Below are 19,964 nucleotides of genomic sequence, written 5' to 3'. Positions count from 1 at the left end.
AGCCCCTGTCCCATGTGGACGGTTATCCCGGCCGGACTTTACGAACTTTTTTCCCGCTTCCGCCGCGAACCGCCCTAACATCCGAAGATGGAACCGATTTACGACCGCCGTGGCCAGATCTGCGCCTGGCTCGACGACGACGCCCTGCGCGACCTGGGCGGCCGGGTCACGGCCTGGCTGCACTCGGGCAGTGTCGTGAGCCCGGGTTCGGTGCACAAGGGCTGGTACCGCGCGGGCACCTTCCGCGATCACGTCGGCGCGGTCGTGGCGTGGACCGAGGCTTCGCACAGCGCGCCCCCGAAGCCACCCCACGAGCCGATGCCGATCAACCCGGTGAAGGCCGTGCGCCCCACGAAGCCGGCCATGCCCCGCGGCCCCCTGAAGCCGGTCGACGCGTCAACCTGGTCCGCCCTGACCTGGGCCGCGTACGTGAAGTAAGTCAGTCGGCTTGGCCACCGTAGAAGTGGCCGAGCGACGTCCGGGTGTAGGAGATCAGCAGGTCAGCCTGCTCGAAGCCGCTGGGCAGACAGCCGCGAACCCCGTCGAGCAACTCACCGAACCCGACCGGCGGCGCCACGGTGTGCGCGAGCGGATGGCGTTCGCGCAGCTGTTTCATCAACTCGGCGATGTGGATCACGGCCGCGCTGACGTCGCTCTGCCACAACCAGGCCACCACTTCCCCGAACGCTTCCGGCGGCCGCGCGACCCCGTCCCTGCCACTGGTGCGGAACCGATCGATCAACTCGGTGGCGGTCCCGGTGACGCTGGCTTGCCTCAACGCACTGACCACGGGCCGCGGAACGGCAACGGTTTCCATGGCCCCGATGCTGACACTGCCGCACCGCAGCTGCCGAAGACCCGCCGACGTGCGAACCACTCCCGTCCCCGACCCCAGCGTCGAACCACCCAGCCCGACCGCCGGATCCGCCGCAGTCGGCGTAGATACCGGCGTCGGCGCGCTTGGCGTGTCCGGGCATGAAAAAACCGCCCCGACTGAGTCGAGGCGGTTCTCTGCAGAAAGTGGCCAGGGCCGGGGTCGAACCGGCGACCTTCCGCTTTTCAGGCGGACGCTCGTACCAACTGAGCTACCTGGCCGCGAACGCCGGCCAAGAGCCGAACGATCTTGCGACCCTGACGGGACTCGAACCCGCGACCTTCGCCGTGACAGGGCGACGCGCTAACCAACTGCGCCACAGGGCCTTGCATACTGCTTGTCTTGCTTGGTGAAGCGTACTCCCAACGGGATTCGAACCCGCGTTGCCGCCTTGAAAGGGCGGAGTCCTAGGCCACTGAACGATGGGAGCCCGGTCGGTTTCGGCTGACCGACCGACCGCGCTCTCAGGTTCCCCCGGGAGCGATTACCAGCATAGGACACCCGGAACCGGCCGTGCACCGGGGGGTTCCTTAACTCTCAGCAGGCCTGCGACCTGCGGCGACGCCAGCCTACGCCCACTCCGCAGAGATCGCCCGGTCACCGGAGGCCGATCACCGCGACGCCGAACCGACCTCACGGGACAGCCCCGGTCGTCGCCAGACCAGAACCCGGCAACCGCGCGAGAGCCGCGGACAGGCCAGATCGGCCCAGGGCCAGAGCCCGCGGACAGAGCCGGGTCAGCGTTGAACCGGAGCTTGCCCGTCGTCGTCAAGGGACAGGCCGAGCATCTCCAGCAGCTGTGCGCAGTCCTCGACCCCGAGCGCCCCGTTGGCGACCGCGAGCCGAGCCCGGCGCACTTGATCGTTGGACACCCGCTGGGTGTCGGACGACCCGCGTTGCGCCGGCACTCCGCCGGGCAATGTCGTGCTTCCCCCATCGGCACCTTCGTACCGAAGGAGGAACTGTCGAACTTCCACAGACCCGCTCATGGCTCCTCCGCCCGGTTCACAACCAACTGGCCGCGAGGCTAACCAGCGCCGGGCGGAACACACAGCCCCCCGGAGAGTGAACCTGGCGCCACTCTCCGCACAACTCAGCGCAATCGCCGAACAGTTTCACGAGATCGTGAATGTGAACCGGGCAACGGTTTTCTCCGCTGTTCCACTCGCCGAACCCCGGAACTCGTGCAACAATCGATGGTGCTGACACACCCCCGGTCAGCGCCTGTGGAGATCCCCTCCGACCCCCGCGTTCCTCCCCCTGGCGCGGGGGTCTCTCCATTTCTGCGGCTTTTCGCCGACAGTCCGCCGATCTACCCGGTGATCTACTGACGGCACAGCAGGTCAACCCCCAGTCACGGAATGGCGTTTACCTTCTGGGCTGTTCAGGTGATCGAATAGGCTTAACGAGCGATGAAATGCGTGTGTCGTGGCTCACAGTGGTTTGATTGCCGAGACCCAACCGTTATCGTGTGGGAGTGCCTCTTCCCTCCCTCGGCCGCCTCGGCAGCCGTACGAACCTGAAGGCCGTCTCCCCCGGGCGGCACCGCAATGCCGTCAAGACGGCTGAAGACCAAGTCGCTGAGGACAAGGAGCTCACCAGCTACCTCGCCGCACTGGCCCCCGACGCCGACGCGGACCCCGGCAGCACCGGGACCGGCAAGCGCTTCGGTGAGGCGCAGGTCTACCAGCTGCGGATGAACCTCATCGCGAGCCAGCAGCTCAAGGACATCGCCAACGAGCGGGACATCTCCCCGCAGGCGCTGGCCCAGGAGTGGATCCTGGAGCGCCTCTCCTGGGAGGGCCAGGCCGCGTCCGCGCAGGACCGCCGCCACTCCGACACGATGACCGACGAGTTCCAGTTCCCCTCCGACTCGTTCGACGAGCCCCTCGCCGGCCGGCGCTGAACCTCAGCGCCCCGCGATCCTTCCGAGCCCCCGGCGAAGTCCGCCGGGGGCTTTCTCTTTGCCCGCAAGGGAAATCCGTTGCGCCAGCCGCAACGTCAGAGTGCGCCCGAACGGCGGAACTTCAGCACCGCACGCCCCCGCACGGAACTCGGCGCAACGCCACCGGTTCACGTCGGCCCACACGGTTTGCGCGCCCCGCAACGAACCAGCTCGCCCACTGGTCCGGTCCCGGTTGTCACCCACCGGGAACTCAAGAGCCACAACAGTTACCCGCGGCCACAGCGACAGCCAGCGGCCGAGCAACGGCGCCCATCCCAGGCCCAGCCCCAAAACGGGCCCGGGCACGAGAAAGGGCCCCGGCGATTCCCATCGCCGGGGCCCTTCACTTCAGGCCTGAGAAAACGCGCGGGCCTGACTCAGATAGCGCGGACCTTCTGGGCCTGCGGGCCCTTCTGTCCCTGGCCGACCTCGAACTCCACTCGCTGGTTCTCTTCAAGGGTGCGGAAACCGCGCCCCTCGATCTCCGAGTAGTGGACGAACACGTCGCCTTCGCCGCCATCCTGCGCGATGAAGCCGAAGCCCTTCTCCGCGTTGAACCACTTCACAGTGCCTTGCGCCACCGCTGTACTCCTCGTAACAGATCCGCTTCGAATGCCGCCGAGACGGCACCCCAGGCCGTCCCGGGCGGTTCCAACGAGTCGAGCTGAAGGCTGGTGGGCCCCACGGCTCGCGTCAGAAGTTCCGCGAGTGTGAAGCCACGAACACGCAAAACGACGGCCTGCGAGCAGAGTACCGGGATCTGGCCAAATCTGAACCCCGTGATCGACGCGATCGGTTCACAGACTCGCACGTCACCGGAACGTCGTATCGCCGCCTACGCAGCGCTGTCGGTGCCCCCGACTACCCTGGGCTCAGCGGGCCGACACCGTGAATCACGATCACTGCGCGCAGTCGGTCGCGCTCCCAGTGTCAACTTCGAGGGAATCGATGTGACCCTAGTCACCACACTTTCGGTCAACGTTCGGACCTCGCGGTACGTCTGGGTTAGTGGGGCAACAAGGGGTGAACGGGGACAAGTGTGACTTTCGGAAACATCACGCGGCGCCGGGCCGGCGTCGCGGTTCTGGGGCTGGTGGCGGCGCTGACGCTCGGGGCGTGCAGCAGCGAGCCGACGGTGAGTGCGAGCGGGACTTCGGGGGGCGGGCCCACGCAGGCACCGCCGCCGGCGGCGAAACCGGCGTCCGTCACGACTTCTCCCGCGGCGGGCGCGAAGGACGTGGCGCCGGGCGGCCCGATCACGGCGACGGTCGCGGACGGCACGATCTCGTCGGTCACGCTGACGAACCCCGACGGCAAGCAGGTGCAGGGCCAGACGTCGGCGGACAAGAAGAGCTGGAGCACCACCGAGGAACTCGGCTACGACAAGACGTACACCTGGTCCGGGCAGGCGGCGGGCAGTGACGGCAAGCCGGTGCAGATCAGCGGCTCCTTCACCACCGTCAAGCCGCGGCGCCAGATGGCGGGCAGCCTGAACGTCGGCGACGGGCAGACGTACGGCATCGCGATGCCGATCGCGCTGACCTTCCCCAGCAAGGTCACCGATAAGGCCTCGGTGGAGAAGGCGCTGTCGGTCGAGACCACGCCGAAGACCGAGGGCTCCTGGGCCTGGCTGGACGGCGACACCTCCGTGCACTGGCGCCCGAAGGAGTACTTCGCGCCGAACACCACGGTGAAGGTCAACGCCAAGATCTACGGCGTCGACATGGGCGGCGGCACGTACGGCCGCCAGGACGTCTCGTCCAGCTTCACCATCGGCCGCTCGCAGATCGTCAAGGGCAACACCCAGGAGCACCGCATGCAGGTGATCCGCGACGGCCAGCAGGTGCAGGACTTCCCGGTGAGCTACGGCCTCGACTCCGACCCGGGCCGGGTCACGCACAGCGGCACGCACGTGGTCATGTCGAAGCACGCGACGTACTCGATGAGCAACCCGCGCTACGGCTACACCGACGTCAACGTGCCGTGGGCCGTGCGCATCTCCAACAACGGCGAGTTCATCCACGGCCTGGCCGGCTCGATCTGGGCGCAGGGCAAGAAGAACATCTCGCACGGCTGCCTGAACCTGTCACCGGCCAACGCGAAGATCTACTACGACAGCGTTCTGCCGGGCGACCCGGTGGAGATCACCGGCAGCACCCAGCAGCTGTCTTCGAAGGACGGCGACTACAACGACTGGACGTACGACTGGGCGTCGTGGAGCAAGCTCTCGGCCCTCGCGAGCTGAACGTCATGCGGGAGACCGGGCGGCCGGGAAGCCACGTGCTTCCCGGCCGTTCGCGTTCCGGCTCCCGGGCAACGAAAAATTCGGTGCAACCCCGTGGCCGGGCGAGCGCATGACTAACGCAGAGAGGCGCCGCGGAACGGACGCGGCGCCCGTGATCGAGGAGATGTCTTGCGTATTCGCTTCGCTCTGAGCCTGGGTGCCCTGCTGCTCGCCGGGGGTGCGATCGCCGGCGGCATCGCGTCCGCCGCGCCCGCGCCGACCGCCCCGCAGCAGGCCACCACGGCGCCCGCCCCGGCCTCCGGCAAGCCCTCCGCGCAGCCCGCCCCGGAGGCACCGACGGAGATGCAGAAGCCGGGGGCCGCGCCTCGCCCGGCACCGGCCGTTGCCACGCCCGGGAAGCCGCGGGCCGCGCGCGTGCCCACCGCCATCCCGGCCGGCCCGACCGGCGACCTGCACCTCCCGGCGATCTGGGGCTAACAACCAGGTGAATTCCCGCTCCCGTCCGACGTCCGGGCCGGGCTCGCCGTGGGACGGCGAGTTCGCCCGGTACTTCGGCGAGCGCGCGCACAGCCTGCGGGCCACGGCGTACCTGCTCTGCGGGGACTGGCACCGGGCCGAGGACATCACGCAGGCCGCGCTGCTCAAGCTCTACCTCGCGTGGCCACGGCTGTCCCGGCACGACGCCCTGGACGCCTATGCCCGCAAGGTCGTGCTGCGCACCTTCCTCGCCGAGAACCGGCGGAGCCGGTGGAAGCGGGAGCGGCTCACCGACGAACCCCCCGAAGTCCCGGCCGCCGACGCCGAGACCGAACACGACATGCTGGTACGGCAGGCCCTTGCCGTGCTGGCACCGAGGCAACGCGCCGTGCTGGTGCTGCGGTACTTCGAGGACCTGTCCGTCGAGGAGACGGCCTCGACGCTCGGCTGCAGCACCGGAACGGTGAAGAGCCAGGCGTCGCGGGGCCTCGCGACCCTGCGGCAACGGCTCGGCCCGCACTTCAGCGCCTCGGCGCTCGACCGCGCGGAAGGGAGGTGACGAGATGGATCCCGACGACGACGTTCGTGTGATGTTTTCGCAGGTCACGAACGGCCCGCCGATGGAGCTGGACGCCTCGGACGTGATCGCCCGCGGCGGCCGCGTCCGGCGGCGGCGCAAGCGTTGGGCCGTCGCAGGCAGCTCCGTGGCAACGGCGGCAGTCCTCGTGGTGGCCGGTCTCGCGGTCGGCCACCGCGCCGGGCCGACCCCGGTGGAGCCCGCCCGGCCGGGGCTGTCCACCGTCGCCCCCGCCCCGTCTTCCCCGCCGCCGGCCGTCCAGGCTCCGGTCGACTCCTCGTCCGTCCCGGCTCAGCCACCCCAGAGCCAGGTCGTCCCCGGGCAGAACCGGCCCGAGCCGGCCACCACGGCCAACCAGCCGCGCACGCAGCCGACCCCCGGCGCGCCGGCGCCGCCGTCCGCCGTCCGCAAGCCGGGCGCCACCACCGTGGGGCCCGTCACGGCCCCCACCGCGCTCAGCCGCTGACGGGCGAAGACCTTCGCGTTCCGCGTCGCGTTACCTGCCGGAAACGACGTGTCCGACGTCACCCGAATCGGGTGGCTTTCCCCCGAAATATCCGGGCGCTTGGTGGCGATGTACCGGGTGAGGAGTCAGTCAGACTCCCGAGACCCCTAGCTCAGCCGGCGGTCGCCGCCGGCCCGAGAACCTGAGGAGGAAGCACCAATGGTGTTCGCCGCACTGATGCTCGAGACCGTAGTCGCCCTTGTGATCGCTGGTGGACTGGCCGCTTGGTCCCGTAAGCGCTTCACTCCTCGGGCCGAGGTCGCCGAGGCCCGCTGACCGCCGCGGCACAAGCTTCATACGGAAACTGCCCCCGTCCACTGTGGACGGGGGCAGTTTCCGTATGGCGAAAGGGGCTCAACGAGAGGCGCCGGCCAGCTTGCCGCCGGTGTCCGCGGTGTCGATGTCCTCGATCGGGACCTGGGAGGTCTCCGGGATCTTGATGATCGGGATGATCGCGATCAGCGCGGCGGCTATCAGGTAGTACGCCGGCCAGTCCTTGTTGCCCGTGCTCTGGATCAACGCCGTCACCACCACACCGCAGGTGCCGCCGAACAGCGACGTCGAGATGTTGTAGCCGATGGCGAACGAGCCGTACCGCACCCGCGTCGGGAACATCGCCGGGAACGTCGAGCCGATCACCGCGAGCATCAGCACCAGCAGCACCGCGACGATCAGGAAGCCGATCACCAGCCACAGGATGCTGCCCGACTGCATGAGCTTGATCGACGGCCAGCTCAGCACGATGAACCCGATGGCGGCCGTGAGCAGCAGCGGTTTTCGCCCGATCCGGTCGGACAGCGCGCCCAGCGGCAGGATGATCGCCATCTGCACGATCTCCACGCCGATGATGATCAACGTCGAGGTGTTGTCGTTGATCTTCAACGTGTCCGTGAAGTACGTCGGCATGGTGGTCAGCAGCATGTAGTCCGCGATGTTCAGCAGCAGCACGATGCCGATCAGGTTCATCACCATGCGCCAGTTGCGGGTGAAGATCTCCTTCAGCGGGGCCTTCGCCGGCTTGTTCCCGGACGCCTCCAGACGACGGAACTCCGGTGTGTCCTCCAGCTTCGACCGCAGGTAGAGCCCGATCATGCCCAGCGGCAGCGCGACGAAGAACGGGATCCGCCAGCCCCAGGACTCGACCTGGCCCGAGGACAGCGACAGCGTCACCGCGAGCACCACGACGTTGCCCAGCACGTAGCCGGCCAGCGTGCCCAGCTCCAGGAAGCTGCCGAAGAAGCCCCGGCGCTTGGTCGGCGCGTACTCGGCGATGAACGTGGCCGCGCCGCCGTACTCACCACCGGTGGAGAAGCCCTGGATCAGCCGCAGCAGCAGGATGGCGATCGGCGCGCCGATGCCGATGCTGTACCCGCCCGCGTACGTCGGCAGGCAGCCGACCAGGAAGGTGCAGCCCGACATCAGCAGGATGGTGATCGCCAGGACCTTCTGCCGGCCCAGCTTGTCGCCCAGCGGGCCGAAGAACGCCCCGCCGAACGGCCGGACGATGAACCCGACCGCGACCAGCGCGAGCGATTTGAGCACCGCGTTGCCCTCGCCGGGGAAGAACACCGTGCCGATCGCGGTGGCGATGGCGCCGGAGGTGAAGACGCCGTAGTCGTACCACTCGGTCGCGTTACCCATCGCGGACGCAAGCACTGCTCGCCGGACAGTTCTTTCGTCTACGGGTGGTTTCTCCGCCCTTGCCTCACTCATGCCCGCGACGACCTCCTCGTACACGTCCCATTAGTTCCGGTGGAGCTCATCCACCCAGTCTTGCCCGGGTGGGATTAATCGGCAGAGCGAGCCGGGAACTATCTACCGTCCGGAATTTTCCGACTACTGTGGGGTGCGGAAAAGCGGCATCGCAGGTCAGGCCGCGTGTCCGGGCCGGCCCGCCGCGGGTTAACGTCAGGCTCATGAGTCGTGTTTCAGGACCGTGGCCGCCGGTGGACGTCGAGCCGCCCGCCGTCCACCCGAAGGCGCCGACGCCCGGCACCGAGCTCGGCATCCACTTCGAGGAGTGCTTCGGCTGCGGCGACGAGTTCGAAGCGGGCCTCCACCTGCGGTCCCGGATCGGCGAGGCGCAGACGGTGTACTCGGAGTTCACCGTCACGGCCGCCCACCAGGGCGCCCCCGGGCTCGCCCACGGCGGGCTGCTGGCCTGCGCGTTCGACGAGGCGCTCGGCTCCACGGTGGGCAATCTGCTGCGCCGCCCGGCCGTCACCGGCAAGCTGGAGACGGACTTCCGCCGCCCGGTGCCGGTCGGCTCCACGCTGTACATCGAGGCGCGGCTGGACGGCACGGCGGGCCGGAAGATCTACGCCAGCGCCGACGGCCACCTCGACGCGCCGGACGGGCCCATCGCCGTCTCCGCGCGCGCCCTGTTCGTCGCCGTGGGCTTCGACCACTTCACCACGCACGGCGACCCCGCGGCGTTGAAGAAGCTCGCGGACGCGCAGGAAAAAGCCAAGCGCGTCCGTGAAGGCCGGGACTGGGAGATCAACCCCTGAACCGCTCGTGAGTGTTCATGCCGGTTAGAACCGTCATAAACACTCACGAGCTGGTCAGTGGGGTCAGGTGAGGGTGCGCGGGCGGATCGCGTTCGCGCGGTCCACCAGCTCGACGCGGTCCGCCGTCGTCCCGGCCAGACGGGCGAGCGTGCGGTAGCAGCGCTCCAGGCCGAAGCGCACGTCACGCTCCTCCAGCTCGTAGCCCAGCACCTTCGACGATCCCGACGGCGTCGGCTGGCCCGGCGCGCGAAGCCACTCGTACGCGGCTTCGAGCACCTCCGCGGTCAGGCGCGTGCGCCGTTCCGCGTCGAGGTTCAGCCGCTCGAGCCGGCCCGACGCGTCGACCAGGTCGCTCTCGGACACCCGGCCCTGGTCGGCCCCGTTGCCCTGGGCGCGGGACTTGATCTTGATGGCGGCGACCTGCGCGTCGACGTAGTGCGTGGACGTCGACGGCACCGCTTCCAGCACCTCGACCGCGCTCGCCCGCGCGCCCTGCGCCAGGTAGACGCGGGCGAGGCCGAACGCGGCGCTCACGTACGTCCGGTCGGTGCGCCACACCAGCTCGTAGAACCGCGCGGCGCCGAAGTAGTCGCCCACGCCCTCCGCGCTGACGGCGAGCGCCAGCTTCGGCGCGATCTCGCCGGGCAGGTCGTCGTAGACGGAGTCGAACGCCACGTGCGCGACCCGCGGGCGTCCGCCGGCCAGCTCGATCAGGCCGCGGTACCAGTCGATGCGCCAGTCGTGCGGGAAGCCGTGGCGGATGGCCAGGTACTGCGCGGCCTGCAGCTGCCGTTGCGCCTCAACGAATTCGCCCAGCTCGATCCGTGCGCGCACGATCCGCAGCCGCACCTCGATGGACTCGCGCGGCGCCGTCGCGAGCGCCTCGATGGCCTCACGCGGGTCGAGCGCCGTGGTCGTGGCGAGCACGCCCGCGGCCGGGTCGTCGGTGTCGACCTGCGGGATCGGCAGGCCGGCGACCACCTCGGCGGCGTCCGGCAGCGGCACGCTCGCGCCCTGCTCCGGCACCACCAGGTGCACGCCGAACGTCCGGCTCTCCGGCCCGAACACCGTCGACGCCGCCGGCCGCGGCTTGTTCGTGCCGAGCGCCATGATCTCGCGCAGCACGCCGGTCAGCTGGTCGGCCATGTCCTCGGCCGCGATGAACCGGCGGTCCGGGTCCGCGTGCGTCGCGCGCTTGAGGAACCGGTAGTACGAGCCGAACAACGCGAACAGCGGCACCACGTCGGGGCCGGGGATCGTGGACTTGTACTTGGTGGTGTAGCCGGAGAATTCGAAGCTCAGCACCGCGAGCGTGCGCCCGACCGTGTAGAGGTCCGAGGAGATCGACGCGCCCTGCTTCGCCAGCTCCGGCGCGCTGTAACCGGTGGTGAAGAACAGCGGGCTCTCGTAGTCGTCGACCCGGCGGACGGCGCCGAGGTCGATCAGCTTGAGCTGCTCGTGGGTCTGGATCACGTTGTCGGGCTTGAGGTCGCAGTAGAGCAGGCCCTGGCCGTGCAGGTAGCCGAGCGCGGGCAGGATCTCCAGCCCGTACGCGATGACCTGGCCGATCGGCAGCGGCTCCGGCCGCTTGCTCTCGCGGTGGTGCTGCAGGGCGAGCTGCCGCAGCGACTGGCCGCCGACGTACTCCATCACGATGTAGCCGACGGAGGTGCCGGTCTGCGCGTCCGGGTGCTGCACGAAGTTGTGGATCTTGACGATGTTCGGGTGCTCGACCTCGGCCAGGAACCGCATCTCGTTGGCGGCGGCGGCCATGGCCGTGGCGTCACCGGTGTCGATCAGGCCTTTGAGGACGACCCAGCGGTCGCTGACGTTGTGGTCCTGCGCCAGGTAGATCCAGCCGAGCCCGCCGTACGCGAGCGCGCCGAGCACCTCGTACTGGCCGCCGACCAGCTCGTGGGGCTGGAGCTTCGGCAGGAACGAGAACGCGGTGCCGCACTTCTCGCAGGTGCCCTCGGGCGAAGCGGGCGTGGAACCCTTGGCCCGGCCCACTTTCGCGCTGCAATTGCTGCAGTACCGCTTCTCCTCGGAGACGACGGGATTCGCGAGCACGGCCGTCGACGGGTCGCGATAGGGCACGGGCGGAACGTCGATGAGCCCCGCGCCGAGCCGCCCGCGCCGCGACCGGCGGGACCCGCGCGTGCCCGTGCGCCGCGACGTGCCGGGGAACGAGCCGGTGCCCCCGGTGCTGCCGCTGCCGGTCCCGGTACCCGTCCCGGTGCCGACGCTGCGCGACCCGGTGCCGTGCCCCTCACTGTCCTGCTGCGGCAGAACGCTGTCCGTGCCGGGATTCGGCAGCTCCCCGTTCCCGGGCGAAACGCGCGGCGCCGGCGGCATGATGCTCTGCGTCGCGGGCGCCGGACTGGCCAGCACGCTGGTCGGCATCGGCGCCGCCGGATCCACGGGCGCCACCGGCTGCTGCGACTGCGGCAGGATCACCGGGGCGAGGTCACCTGGCGGGCGGGTGGGGTCTTCCGCTCCGGCTACGGCTTGGGGGCGCTGGTTCGGCCGGTTTTGCTGGCTCTGCTGGCCGGACGGGTTTTGCTGCCCAGCCTGGCTTTGCTGGCCGGACTGGTTTTGCTGCCCAGCCTGGCTTTGCTGGCCGGACTGGTTTTGCTGACCGGATTGGCCGGGGTGGTTCTGACCGGCTTGCCCGGGCTGGCCGGGCTGATTTTGCTGACCGGACTGGCTCGGCTGGCTCCCCGCCGACGGCCGGCTGGGCGAGGCGCCCTGCCCCGCGCTCGCGGACTTCCCCGGCTCAGCCGACGAGGACTGGCCCTGGGTACCCGGCTGGCCGGAAGCCGCCGATTGCCCGCCGCCTTGCGACTGCCCGGCGCTTTGTGACTGCCCGGCGCCCTGATTCGGCGCCTGGCCACGACTGGTGCCGGGCGACTGCCCCGCGGCGGGCGCCTGGTTCGGGTGAGCGGACTGGCCCTGGTTCGGACCACCTTGACCGGGCGCGCCTTGACCGGCTGAGCCCTGGCCGGGTGCGCCTTGGCCCGGGTGCCGCTGCTGACCGGTCCGGCTCTGCGGCGGATACCCCTGCGACTGGGACTGCGGCGACTGGAGGTGCGGCGGATACGGCTGCCCCTGCGAGGGCGGCTGCTGCGCGAACGGCTGCCCCTGCTGCTGGGACCGCGTCCAGGGTGACTGTCCCGGCTGCCGCTGTCCGGGCCCGCTCTGCGGCTGCCCCTGGCCGCCCTGCTGTTGACCCGGCCCGCTCTGCGGCTGGCCCTGACCACCCTGCGGCGCCTGGCCCGGCTGCTGCGGGTAGCCCTGGCCGCCCTGCGACGGCTGTCCCTGCCCCGGGCCGCCAAGCGGCGGCTGGCCGGAACCAGTCTGGCCTGGACCACCCTGACCGCCCTGGCCGGAACCAGCTTGGCCGGCTCCGGCCTGACCGGAAGCTCCCGGCGGAACCTGCCCACCCTGTCCGGGCTGCCCAGGCTGTCCACCCTGTCCAGGCTGCTGCGAAGCCCCACCCCCCTGCCGCTGGACCACGCCGTGGAACAGCGTCGGCGAGTCGGGAAAGGAGGGGTCCGGTTCCGGCGGTGTCAGGCGCCCAGACGAAGACGCCTCGGGGGTGGCCCAGTGGACCGGGGGCGGCGGCGTCCAGGACGGCGGCGTCGACGGCGGCTGCGGCGACGAGGGGGACGGCGGCTCGGCGCCTCCGTTCTCGTCCGGCGCTGCGTGCCGAGGACGGCGCGGCTCCTCCGACACAACTACCTCCCGAGATCCCCCGCGGCAAAGTCCGCCATTGATCCTAGTCTGGTGCGCCGTGCGGGGCCGTCACACCGCCATTACTGGTACTGCGGCTGCGGGGGCTGGGCCGGGCCGAGCCGGTTGCCGACCCAGTTCTGGTAGCTCGTCTGCCAGGCCCCGCTGGTGCGGACCTGGTCGAGCACGCCGTTGACGAAGCGCACCATGTCGTCCTGGTCCTTGGGGATGCCGATGCCGTAGTTCTCCTGCGTCATCGGGTCGCCGACGACCTTCACCGTCGGGTCCTGGGCGGCCATGCCGGCGAGGATGGTGTCGTCCGTGGACACCGCGTCGACCTGGCCCTGCTGGAGCATCACCAGGCAGTCCGACCAGTTGTCCACCGAAACGGCCACCGGCTTGGCCGGGTCGGTCGCGATCTTCGCCAGTGACGTCGACTGCTTGGCCGCGCAGACCCGCTTGCCCGAGAGGTCGGCCAGCGAGGTGACCTTCGAGGACTTCGGCACCAGGATCTTCTGCCCCGCCACGTAGTACACCGACGAGAACTGCACGTCCTTCTTGCGCTCGCAGGTGATGCTGTAGGTCCGGACCACGACGTCCACCTGGTGGCTCTTGAGCACCTGCTCGCGCTGCGACGAAGGGATCGCGCGGAACTGCACGTGCCCCTCGGCCGCACCGAAGATCGCGGCCGCGATCTGGTTGACCATGTCGATGTCGAAGCCCTCGAGGTTGCCCGTCTTGGTGTTCCGGAAGCCGAACAGGTACGTGGTCTGGTCCACCCCGGCGATCAGCTTCCCGCGGGCCAGGATCTTCGCCATCGTCGTGCCCGTGCCGACGTTCGTGCCCGACGGTGCGAGGCTCTTGAGCGGGTCGCAGCTGGTGTCGATGTCGCCGCCGGCGGTTTTGTCGGGGCCGCCGACGTCCGCGGGCTGGGGCCAGGCCGCGTCAGTCACCCGGGCCGGGTCCACCGGCGTTTGCGCCGCCCCGCAGGCTGTGGCCAGAACCGCGACCACGGCCAGCACGGCCGCCCGGACGAAGTGACGCGACCTGCTCACCGGTACTCCCTCAATCTCTCTCTGACGCCGACGGTCACCCCGGCGGCGGCGAGCACCGCGAGGACGCCGACCCCGGGGGCGAGCGCGGTCAGCGCGTTCTCGCCACTGCGGGTGTCATCGAGGAACTCCTGCCTGCAGACGTCGATGGCGTCCTGCAGGTTGGCGTCGAGGCGCTGGAAAGCCGCGGCCGCGCTGTCTTTGCTCACGCTGGTGGCGAAGTCGACGGCTTCCTGGTATTGGCCGCTGTCGTCGAGTTTGCGCACCTGGATGTGGGCCAGCGACCAGTCGCGCGCGGCCTGCTCGGCCGCCTCGATCTTCTGCTGCCCCGGCGTGCCGATGGCGAGGTCGCGCGCCTTGCCGAGCAGCCCGCTCGTGCCGTCCGGGCCGACGAGCTGGACGGCGAGCTTGATGAACTGCTGCTCGTACGTGGCGCCGTCGCCGCGCGCGACGAGCGTGAGGGTCTCGTCGGCGCGGGCCTGCAGCGCGGCGATGCGCGCGCGCACGAGCACGTCGACCTGGGAGGTGCCGTCCGTCTTCCCGGCCGCGACGAGGGTGCCCTGGATGACCAGCGCGACCCCACCCCAGAGGAGCGAAAGGACCACGGCGCCGGTCGCGACCAGCAGGCCGATGTTGAGCACCCGGTTGGTCCGGCGCGTGAGGTAGATCTGCGTGAGCACCAACGCCGCCACGAGCGCCAGCAGGAGCGCCACGGCCGCCCACGGGAAGCTGGTGCTGGCGTCCTGCTCGTCGGAGAGCTTCGTGGTGTCCGCAGTGTAGAGCGCCTGCGCCGCCGGGAGGATCGTCGTGCGCATCAGCTGCGAAGCCTCGCGCAGGTACGAAGCGCCCGAAGGGAAGCCCTGCCGGTTGTTCGCCCGTGCGGTCTCCACGATCCCGGTGTAGACGGGGATCTTCTGGTTCAGGATGTCGACCTGCTGGGCCGCGTCGCCGACCCCCGCGGTGTCCGACGCCGACTTCGCCAGCGCCGAGCCGGCTTCCGCGATGTCCTGCTCGTACTTCTGGCGCAGCGCGGGCGGTTCGGTGCCGACCGAGAGGAAGGCGCTGGCCGCCGTCGCGTCCGCGTCCGACAGCGAGCGGAACACCTGCTGCGCGGCCACGGCCAGCGGTTCGCGGTGGTCGATCAGGCCGCTGATGGTGTCGTCCTTGTTCTGCGCGGACAACGTCGCCACGAGCCCGGCCACCAGCGACAGCAGCACCAGCCCGACCGCGATCACCGAGAGCCGGCCCGGGGTGGTCGCCGCGGACTTGACCACCGCGCGCACCGCCTGGCCCGGCAGCTCCAGCAGCCCGGCGACCCCGCTGCGGCCCCCCGGCTCGTCCGGCGGGGGCGCCCCCGGCCCTGGCGAACCCGCTGCCGTGTCCGGCCGCGCCACAGTGCTGGTCATCCCCGTTCCTCCCCGTACGCCACCCGGTGAAGGTAGCCGGTCACCCGGACAGCAGCCACCACACCCGTCAGGTGTCATCAGCACGTGATCTCCGCCGGCGGCGGATCAGCCCACCGCCGACGGGCGCAGTACCAGGACTTCCAGGTTGTCCGCGAAGCGATACGGGCGGCCGGCCACGATTCCGCCGACGATCCGGCGCAGCCGCGAAATCTCCGCACGAACAGTGCCCGCACGGCCCGGGTCGCCGAACAGGGCCAGCGAAAGCTGCGAAGCGCTGCGGCCGTTTCGGTGGGAAGCCAAGACGTACAACAGTTCCGCGTGCCGCGGCGACACTCGGCACGTCCACTGGCCGGACGCGCCGGACACCGTCAGCACCGGTTCACCGGCAACGCGCACGTCCAGCTCGACTCGCGCGGGCAGCGGCTCTTCGTCGTCCGTCAACCGGATCAGCCAGCCGCCGGGCAACGGCTCCAGCAGGCAAGAACCGTAGGCGGGCAACCAGGTCCGGCCCGGCGCGGTGGACGAGGGCAGCGCGACGCGGTCCGCCGGCGCGAGGCCCGACGCGGCGGCGATCCAGCCGTGCGCGTCGGTCACGAGCGCACGGCCGGGGACTTTTGCCAGCGCCGGCACGGCGAAGCCGCGCAACCGTTGCAGCTCACCGAGGTGCTCGGTCCGCAGCTGCGATTCCGCCAGCCGGGTGACGGCGTCGACGAGCGAGAGGGTGTTCGGGTGCACCGTGGACGCGGGGCCGGAAAGGTCGACGGCGCCGAGCAGGCGGCCGTCGCGAGGGTCCCGCAACGGCGCGGCGGCACAGGTCCAGTCGTGCTGGGCGCGGACGTAGTGCTCGGCGGAGTAGACCTGGATCGGCCGCCGCGCGATCAGCGCCGTGCCGGGCGCGTTGGTGCCCACGGACTGCTCCTGCAGGTCGACGCCCTCCACGAACCCGATGCCGTCGGCGCGCCGCCGGACCGCGACGCTGCCGTCACGCCAGAGCATGTGCCCGCCGGCGTCGACCACGACCATGATGTGCGCGGCCTGCTCGGCGAGGCTGATCAGGCCGCCGCGCAGCAACGGCAGCAACGGCGCCAGCCCGCTCTCGCGCCGCCGTTCCTCAAGCCGCTCGGGGCCGAGCACGGCGATCGGCCTTCCCCGGTCCGGGTCGACGCCGTGCCGCCGCACCCGTTGCCAGGAAGCGCCGATCACGGACCGCGGACGGGTGGGCAGCGCCTCGCCGGTCACCGCGGCTTCGTGCAGCTGGGCGAGGGTCCGCGCATGCTGACGGGGGTCCGCCCCGATCGGCAGCGCTGCCTCGAGGTGCACCTGGTCCAACCACCGCTCCTAGTCCACCGGCCGCTCCCCGCCCCGCGGTCAGTGTGCCTGTGTGCGCCGCGTGATCGGAAGCATCCGTGACTTCGGTGACTGCTTTGGCGGGCTTCAGCCTCGGCGCTCCGGGCCGGGCTCGCGCTCGGAAGTGGTGCGCAGCAAGCCCCGGCGCGCCGCTTCGGCCATCACCGAGCGCACGTCGACGCACCACGGCCCGTCGGACCGCAGCTCGACGTACGCGCTCTCCCCGTGTTTGAGCTCCATCTCGCGTTCGCCGTCCACGGCGATCACCCCGCCGGCCGCCGCGAGGTCCACCCGCACGCCCGGCTGCAGCACGCCCCAGCCGCGGACGCCGACCGGCTTGACCAGGCCGGGCGCGATCGGCGCGTGCACGACGTGCGGGGTGACGCCGACCGGGCCGAGCTTGAGGGCCACGCCGTCGGGGCTGGAGCGGGGGCTCGGGCAGAGCTGGCCCGCGATGCTGGAAAGGCCGATGCCGTCCGGCTCGGCGAAAACGCAGTACAGCTCGGTCAGCGCGGCCGGGTCCCAGAGCGCCCGCGCGCCGACGTGCTGGCTCATCGTCACGGCGACGTCGACGAGCGCGATCTCGCGCCGCGCCTTCGTGACCACCTCGAGCTTGCTGACCCGGGTCGTGACGAGGTCGGCGTCCACCTGCCCGGTCGCCAGCAGCCCGGCCGCGAGCCCGGCGACGGTGGCCTCGCGCGTCTGCGGGAACGCGTTGTTGGTGCCGGTGGAAAGCGCCAGCAGCGGCACGTCTCCGCAGGCCTGCGCGGCGACGCGGGCGGTCCCGTCGCCGCCGAGGCAGACGATCACGCTCGCCCCCGCGTCGACCATGCGGCGCACGGCGTTCGCGGTGTCCTGGGCGGTGCCGGTGAGCGGGTCGCTGGTGCAGAACTCGACGTCCGGCCACTGCCCGCCGCGCCCGAGCGCGAGCAGCACGGCGGCGGAGATGCCGCCGAGGTCCGTGGACACCAGCGCGCGCCCGACCCCGGTCACGGCGAACGCGGCCAGCAGCCGCTGGACCATGTTGGCCTTCTCCGCCGTCGGGAACACCGAAGCGTGCGCCACCAGCCGCCGAATGTCCCGCCCCGACGCCGGGTTCGCGACAATGCCCGCCACGGCTTCGCCCACCAGTTGCTCCTCCTCGTCCGGCCTGTGCCGGTTCAGCAGACCCTGTGCTGCACCGTGAGGGAAGGGTTGCAACGGGTTGCACGCCGGGCTCTCACCCAGACGGCCCAGCATCGGGCGCGGACGCGAGGTCGCACGGAGGGCTTGGCGCGGCGGGTTTCAGGAAACGAGGGCAGCGGTGCCTTCGTAGGTGTAACCGGCCTCCTCGACGGCCGCGCGCACGGCGTCCTCGGCGAGGGCCTCGGTGCTCTTCACGGTGACGCGCCCCGTCTCGACGTCGACGGAGACCTCCGTGACGCCAGGCACCGCGCTCAGCTCTTCGGTGACCGACTGTGCACAGTGGCCACAAGACATTCCGGAAACGGTGTATCCGTGCTCGATCATGGGGCGCAGCCTACGAAACCCCCGGGTCCCACGATCGGGCGATAGGCCCTCAGCCGCGAGGCACGAAGACCGTTGTGCCGCAAGGGGATCCGCATCGTGAGACGCGGGTGGGGCGGGACGCGAAAGGGGCCGCCACCCATGACGGGTGACGGCCCCTTCTCGAAGTACGTGGGTCAGATAACGCTGACCGACGTGGCCTGCGGACCCTTCGCGCCCTGGCCGATCTCGAACTCGACGCGCGCGTTCTCATCGAGGGAACGGAAGCCGTTGCCCTGGATCTCGCTGTAGTGCACGAAGACGTCGCCGCCACCGTTGTCGGGGGTGATGAAGCCGAACCCCTTCTCGGAGTTGAACCACTTCACAGTGCCCTGAGTCATCAAAAATCTCCATACATAACACCAAAAACAGGAAGCCACATCAGCATCCCGGGTCACAGCCGGAACGGTTTGCTTCCTCGGCGAGGAGACACTACGCCCGCTGAGTTCTGCGAGCGTGACTCATCACGAACACAAAATCGAGACCGATTGAAGTAAAGCACAGCCGCCGCGGGGCGGACAACCCGGCTCTCCGGAACCAGGAGTGGTGCCATGCGCCACACCGGCCACTCTGGACGGCCGAGCTGCGAAGATGCCGCTGGGACAGGGTTTTCGCGGCGGCGGCCCCTACTCGGCACTCCCGCTCGGCACCCCTACTCGCCGCTCCTGCCCGCCACTGCTGCTCGGCGCTCCCGCCCAGCCGATGCCTTTCACCGCACCACGACACGCCCGGGCGGGATCCTCCGACTCGGGCTGGCTGGGTATGGCTGCCCCGGTCCGACGCGCTCGACCTGCCCTGGACCGCTTTCCGACGCGCCCGAGCGACTCGGTTGCACTTTTCTGGCGCAGGCCAACACATTCGCCACACCGCACGGGTCTTCCAGCACGGCTCGCCGGCCGCAAGTCCCAGCCGGGCAGCACGATCACCGGCAACGCGGACGCAAGTCCAGGCCAGCAGCGCGATCTCGGGCCATGCGGACGCGAGTCCTCGCCGCGGAGTGGTCGCCGCTCACTGCGAATTGCCGCTTGCAATCGATCAGTGGCCGCAATCGATCGCCAATCACGGCGCGATCGTCGGTCACGTAGATCAGGTCACGTAGATCAGAGGCTTGCGCCATGCCGCCACGTGCGATGGCCGCGCCGGAAGGATCTTTCGCCACACCAGCCGCAGCGCGCACTTATGCACGCGCACCTACCCGGCGAAACGAGTCACTTCCACCCGCCACTGATCCCAGACTGGACCAGACCACGAACTCCGGAAACAGGCTGTTAACCACAAGCCCCGGAACCGGAATACTCGTCCGCGCCAATCCCAAGTCCGCCTGCCAACCACAGCCCAAACTCAGGCGGATCGCCGGCAAACCCCGGATCACAAACCCCAGGCCGGACCCCCAAGGCGCGAAGCCCCAGGTCAGGCCCGTGTCGACTACTCCCCGCTGGCCGGCCGCAGCTCGCCGTCGGCGCCGAACGGGGAGCGCCAGCTCGGGCTCTCGTCGGCGGACACGACGGCGACGTCGTGGGCCTCCGCGCTGGCGCTGAACAGCACCGGCACGACACCGGAGACCTGACTCGCCTCGCGTGCGTGGTTCTTGTCGGCCATATCGAAACTCCCCTCGTTCCCGGCCCGCGCTTCGGGCGGGCCGATGACCGCGATGATGCCATCGGGCACCGACAGAAACCGGCGTTTCCGCCTGGATCGGCCAGCGCTTGCAACGGCCAAAAAGTGATGCTCCAGTCGAGTTCCCGCGAA

General features: G+C 70.2%; 19 protein-coding genes and 3 tRNA genes. 7 read left to right on the top strand and 15 right to left on the bottom strand.

The features are described 5' to 3' along the window. Positions 1-87: 87 nt before the first annotated feature. Entirely contained in the window at positions 88-438 is a 351-nt protein-coding gene (locus tag OG371_RS17770) for a 4-fold beta flower protein (RefSeq protein ID WP_329070607.1), read from the top strand. A gap of 1 nt (position 439) precedes the next feature. Here OG371_RS17770 and OG371_RS17765 read toward each other — a convergent pair whose 3' ends face one another. The 5 genes from OG371_RS17765 to OG371_RS17745 form a co-directional block, all read right to left on the bottom strand. After that, positions 440-877, bottom strand: coding sequence for a hypothetical protein (locus tag OG371_RS17765; RefSeq protein ID WP_329070606.1), 438 nt, complete (start codon positions 875-877; stop codon positions 440-442). Positions 878-1,021: 144 nt separating this feature from the next. Further along, positions 1,022-1,095: transfer RNA gene (locus OG371_RS17760), tRNA-Phe, on the bottom strand. Between the two features lie 31 nt (positions 1,096-1,126). Further along, positions 1,127-1,200: transfer RNA gene (locus tag OG371_RS17755), tRNA-Asp, on the bottom strand. Positions 1,201-1,231: 31 nt separating this feature from the next. Then, positions 1,232-1,304: transfer RNA gene (locus tag OG371_RS17750), tRNA-Glu, on the bottom strand. Between the two features lie 307 nt (positions 1,305-1,611). Further along, the gene (locus OG371_RS17745; protein ID WP_329070604.1) at positions 1,612-1,863 is read right to left on the bottom strand and encodes a hypothetical protein; all 252 of its coding nucleotides are present in this window, start codon (positions 1,861-1,863) and stop codon (positions 1,612-1,614) included. A 488-nt stretch (positions 1,864-2,351) separates the two neighbouring features. Between OG371_RS17745 and OG371_RS17740 the strand changes: the two genes are divergently transcribed. Then, entirely contained in the window at positions 2,352-2,780 is a 429-nt protein-coding gene (locus OG371_RS17740) for a hypothetical protein (RefSeq protein ID WP_329070602.1), read from the top strand. Positions 2,781-3,196: 416 nt separating this feature from the next. On the opposite strand, the gene OG371_RS17735 is transcribed toward OG371_RS17740, so the two are convergent. After that, positions 3,197-3,400 (bottom strand): cold-shock protein, encoded by a 204-nt coding sequence (locus OG371_RS17735; RefSeq protein WP_003097368.1) that lies wholly within the window; start codon positions 3,398-3,400, stop codon positions 3,197-3,199. 458 nt (positions 3,401-3,858) lie between these two features. Between OG371_RS17735 and OG371_RS17730 the strand changes: the two genes are divergently transcribed. From OG371_RS17730 to OG371_RS17715, 4 genes are all read left to right on the top strand, one after another. After that, positions 3,859-5,064, top strand: a complete 1,206-nt coding sequence (locus tag OG371_RS17730) for a L,D-transpeptidase (RefSeq protein ID WP_329070600.1) — start codon at positions 3,859-3,861, stop codon at positions 5,062-5,064. Between the two features lie 168 nt (positions 5,065-5,232). Beyond that, a complete protein-coding gene (locus tag OG371_RS17725) occupies positions 5,233-5,541 on the top strand; it encodes a hypothetical protein (protein WP_329070598.1) in 309 nt (102 codons plus the stop codon). Positions 5,542-5,548: 7 nt separating this feature from the next. Next, positions 5,549-6,100 (top strand): SigE family RNA polymerase sigma factor, encoded by a 552-nt coding sequence (locus OG371_RS17720; protein WP_329070596.1) that lies wholly within the window; start codon positions 5,549-5,551, stop codon positions 6,098-6,100. Positions 6,101-6,104: 4 nt separating this feature from the next. After that, entirely contained in the window at positions 6,105-6,584 is a 480-nt protein-coding gene (locus tag OG371_RS17715; RefSeq protein ID WP_329070594.1) for a hypothetical protein, read from the top strand. A 393-nt stretch (positions 6,585-6,977) separates the two neighbouring features. On the opposite strand, the gene OG371_RS17710 is transcribed toward OG371_RS17715, so the two are convergent. After that, the gene (locus OG371_RS17710; RefSeq protein WP_329070592.1) at positions 6,978-8,264 is read right to left on the bottom strand and encodes an MFS transporter; all 1,287 of its coding nucleotides are present in this window, start codon (positions 8,262-8,264) and stop codon (positions 6,978-6,980) included. A gap of 275 nt (positions 8,265-8,539) precedes the next feature. Here OG371_RS17710 and OG371_RS17705 point away from each other — a divergent pair, with 275 nt between their 5' ends. Then, positions 8,540-9,133 carry a PaaI family thioesterase gene (locus OG371_RS17705; RefSeq protein ID WP_329070589.1) on the top strand — a complete coding sequence of 198 codons (594 nt, stop codon included), beginning with the start codon at positions 8,540-8,542 and terminating at the stop codon, positions 9,131-9,133. Positions 9,134-9,196: 63 nt separating this feature from the next. Here the strand turns inward: OG371_RS17705 and OG371_RS17700 are convergent, their stop codons facing one another. The 8 genes from OG371_RS17700 to OG371_RS17665 form a co-directional block, all read right to left on the bottom strand. After that, positions 9,197-11,536: a serine/threonine-protein kinase gene (locus tag OG371_RS17700; protein ID WP_329073140.1), complete on the bottom strand. Its 2,340-nt coding sequence runs from the start codon at positions 11,534-11,536 to the stop codon at positions 9,197-9,199. A 1,412-nt stretch (positions 11,537-12,948) separates the two neighbouring features. Further along, the gene (locus OG371_RS17695; RefSeq protein WP_329070587.1) at positions 12,949-13,920 is read right to left on the bottom strand and encodes a glutamate ABC transporter substrate-binding protein; all 972 of its coding nucleotides are present in this window, start codon (positions 13,918-13,920) and stop codon (positions 12,949-12,951) included. After that, positions 13,917-15,323 (bottom strand): hypothetical protein, encoded by a 1,407-nt coding sequence (locus tag OG371_RS17690; protein ID WP_329070586.1) that lies wholly within the window; start codon positions 15,321-15,323, stop codon positions 13,917-13,919. The genes OG371_RS17695 and OG371_RS17690 overlap by 4 nt, the downstream gene beginning before the upstream one ends. Positions 15,324-15,428: 105 nt before the next feature. Beyond that, positions 15,429-16,652 carry a GAF domain-containing protein gene (locus OG371_RS17685; RefSeq protein WP_329070584.1) on the bottom strand — a complete coding sequence of 408 codons (1,224 nt, stop codon included), beginning with the start codon at positions 16,650-16,652 and terminating at the stop codon, positions 15,429-15,431. A 105-nt stretch (positions 16,653-16,757) separates the two neighbouring features. Further along, complete coding sequence (locus OG371_RS17680) at positions 16,758-17,798, bottom strand: ATP-NAD kinase family protein (RefSeq protein ID WP_329070582.1); 1,041 nt, start codon at positions 17,796-17,798, stop codon at positions 16,758-16,760. Positions 17,799-17,954: 156 nt separating this feature from the next. Next, positions 17,955-18,179, bottom strand: a complete 225-nt coding sequence (locus OG371_RS17675) for a heavy-metal-associated domain-containing protein (protein WP_329070580.1) — start codon at positions 18,177-18,179, stop codon at positions 17,955-17,957. 173 nt (positions 18,180-18,352) lie between these two features. Beyond that, positions 18,353-18,556 carry a cold-shock protein gene (locus OG371_RS17670; RefSeq protein WP_091618246.1) on the bottom strand — a complete coding sequence of 68 codons (204 nt, stop codon included), beginning with the start codon at positions 18,554-18,556 and terminating at the stop codon, positions 18,353-18,355. Between the two features lie 1,084 nt (positions 18,557-19,640). Further along, positions 19,641-19,883 carry a hypothetical protein gene (locus tag OG371_RS17665; protein ID WP_329070577.1) on the bottom strand — a complete coding sequence of 81 codons (243 nt, stop codon included), beginning with the start codon at positions 19,881-19,883 and terminating at the stop codon, positions 19,641-19,643. Between the last annotated feature and the right edge of the window lie 81 nt (positions 19,884-19,964).

Source organism: Amycolatopsis sp. NBC_01480 (assembly GCF_036227205.1).
GTDB lineage: Bacteria > Actinomycetota > Actinomycetes > Mycobacteriales > Pseudonocardiaceae > Amycolatopsis.
This window is presented reverse-complemented; position numbering and strand designations above follow the sequence as displayed.

Coding starts and splice junctions, on each gene's coding strand:
- OG371_RS17700 (WP_329073140.1), bottom strand. CDS start 11,536: ATGCCGACCAGCGTGCTGGCCAGTCCGGCGCCCGCGACGCAGAGCATC.
- OG371_RS17745 (WP_329070604.1), bottom strand. CDS start 1,863: ATGAGCGGGTCTGTGGAAGTTCGACAGTTCCTCCTTCGGTACGAAGGT.
- OG371_RS17670 (WP_091618246.1), bottom strand. CDS start 18,556: ATGACTCAGGGCACTGTGAAGTGGTTCAACTCCGAGAAGGGGTTCGGC.
- OG371_RS17710 (WP_329070592.1), bottom strand. CDS start 8,264: ATGGGTAACGCGACCGAGTGGTACGACTACGGCGTCTTCACCTCCGGC.
- OG371_RS17690 (WP_329070586.1), bottom strand. CDS start 15,323: ATGACCAGCACTGTGGCGCGGCCGGACACGGCAGCGGGTTCGCCAGGG.
- OG371_RS17675 (WP_329070580.1), bottom strand. CDS start 18,179: ATGATCGAGCACGGATACACCGTTTCCGGAATGTCTTGTGGCCACTGT.
- OG371_RS17715 (WP_329070594.1), top strand. CDS start 6,105: ATGGATCCCGACGACGACGTTCGTGTGATGTTTTCGCAGGTCACGAAC.
- OG371_RS17705 (WP_329070589.1), top strand. CDS start 8,540: ATGAGTCGTGTTTCAGGACCGTGGCCGCCGGTGGACGTCGAGCCGCCC.
- OG371_RS17770 (WP_329070607.1), top strand. CDS start 88: ATGGAACCGATTTACGACCGCCGTGGCCAGATCTGCGCCTGGCTCGAC.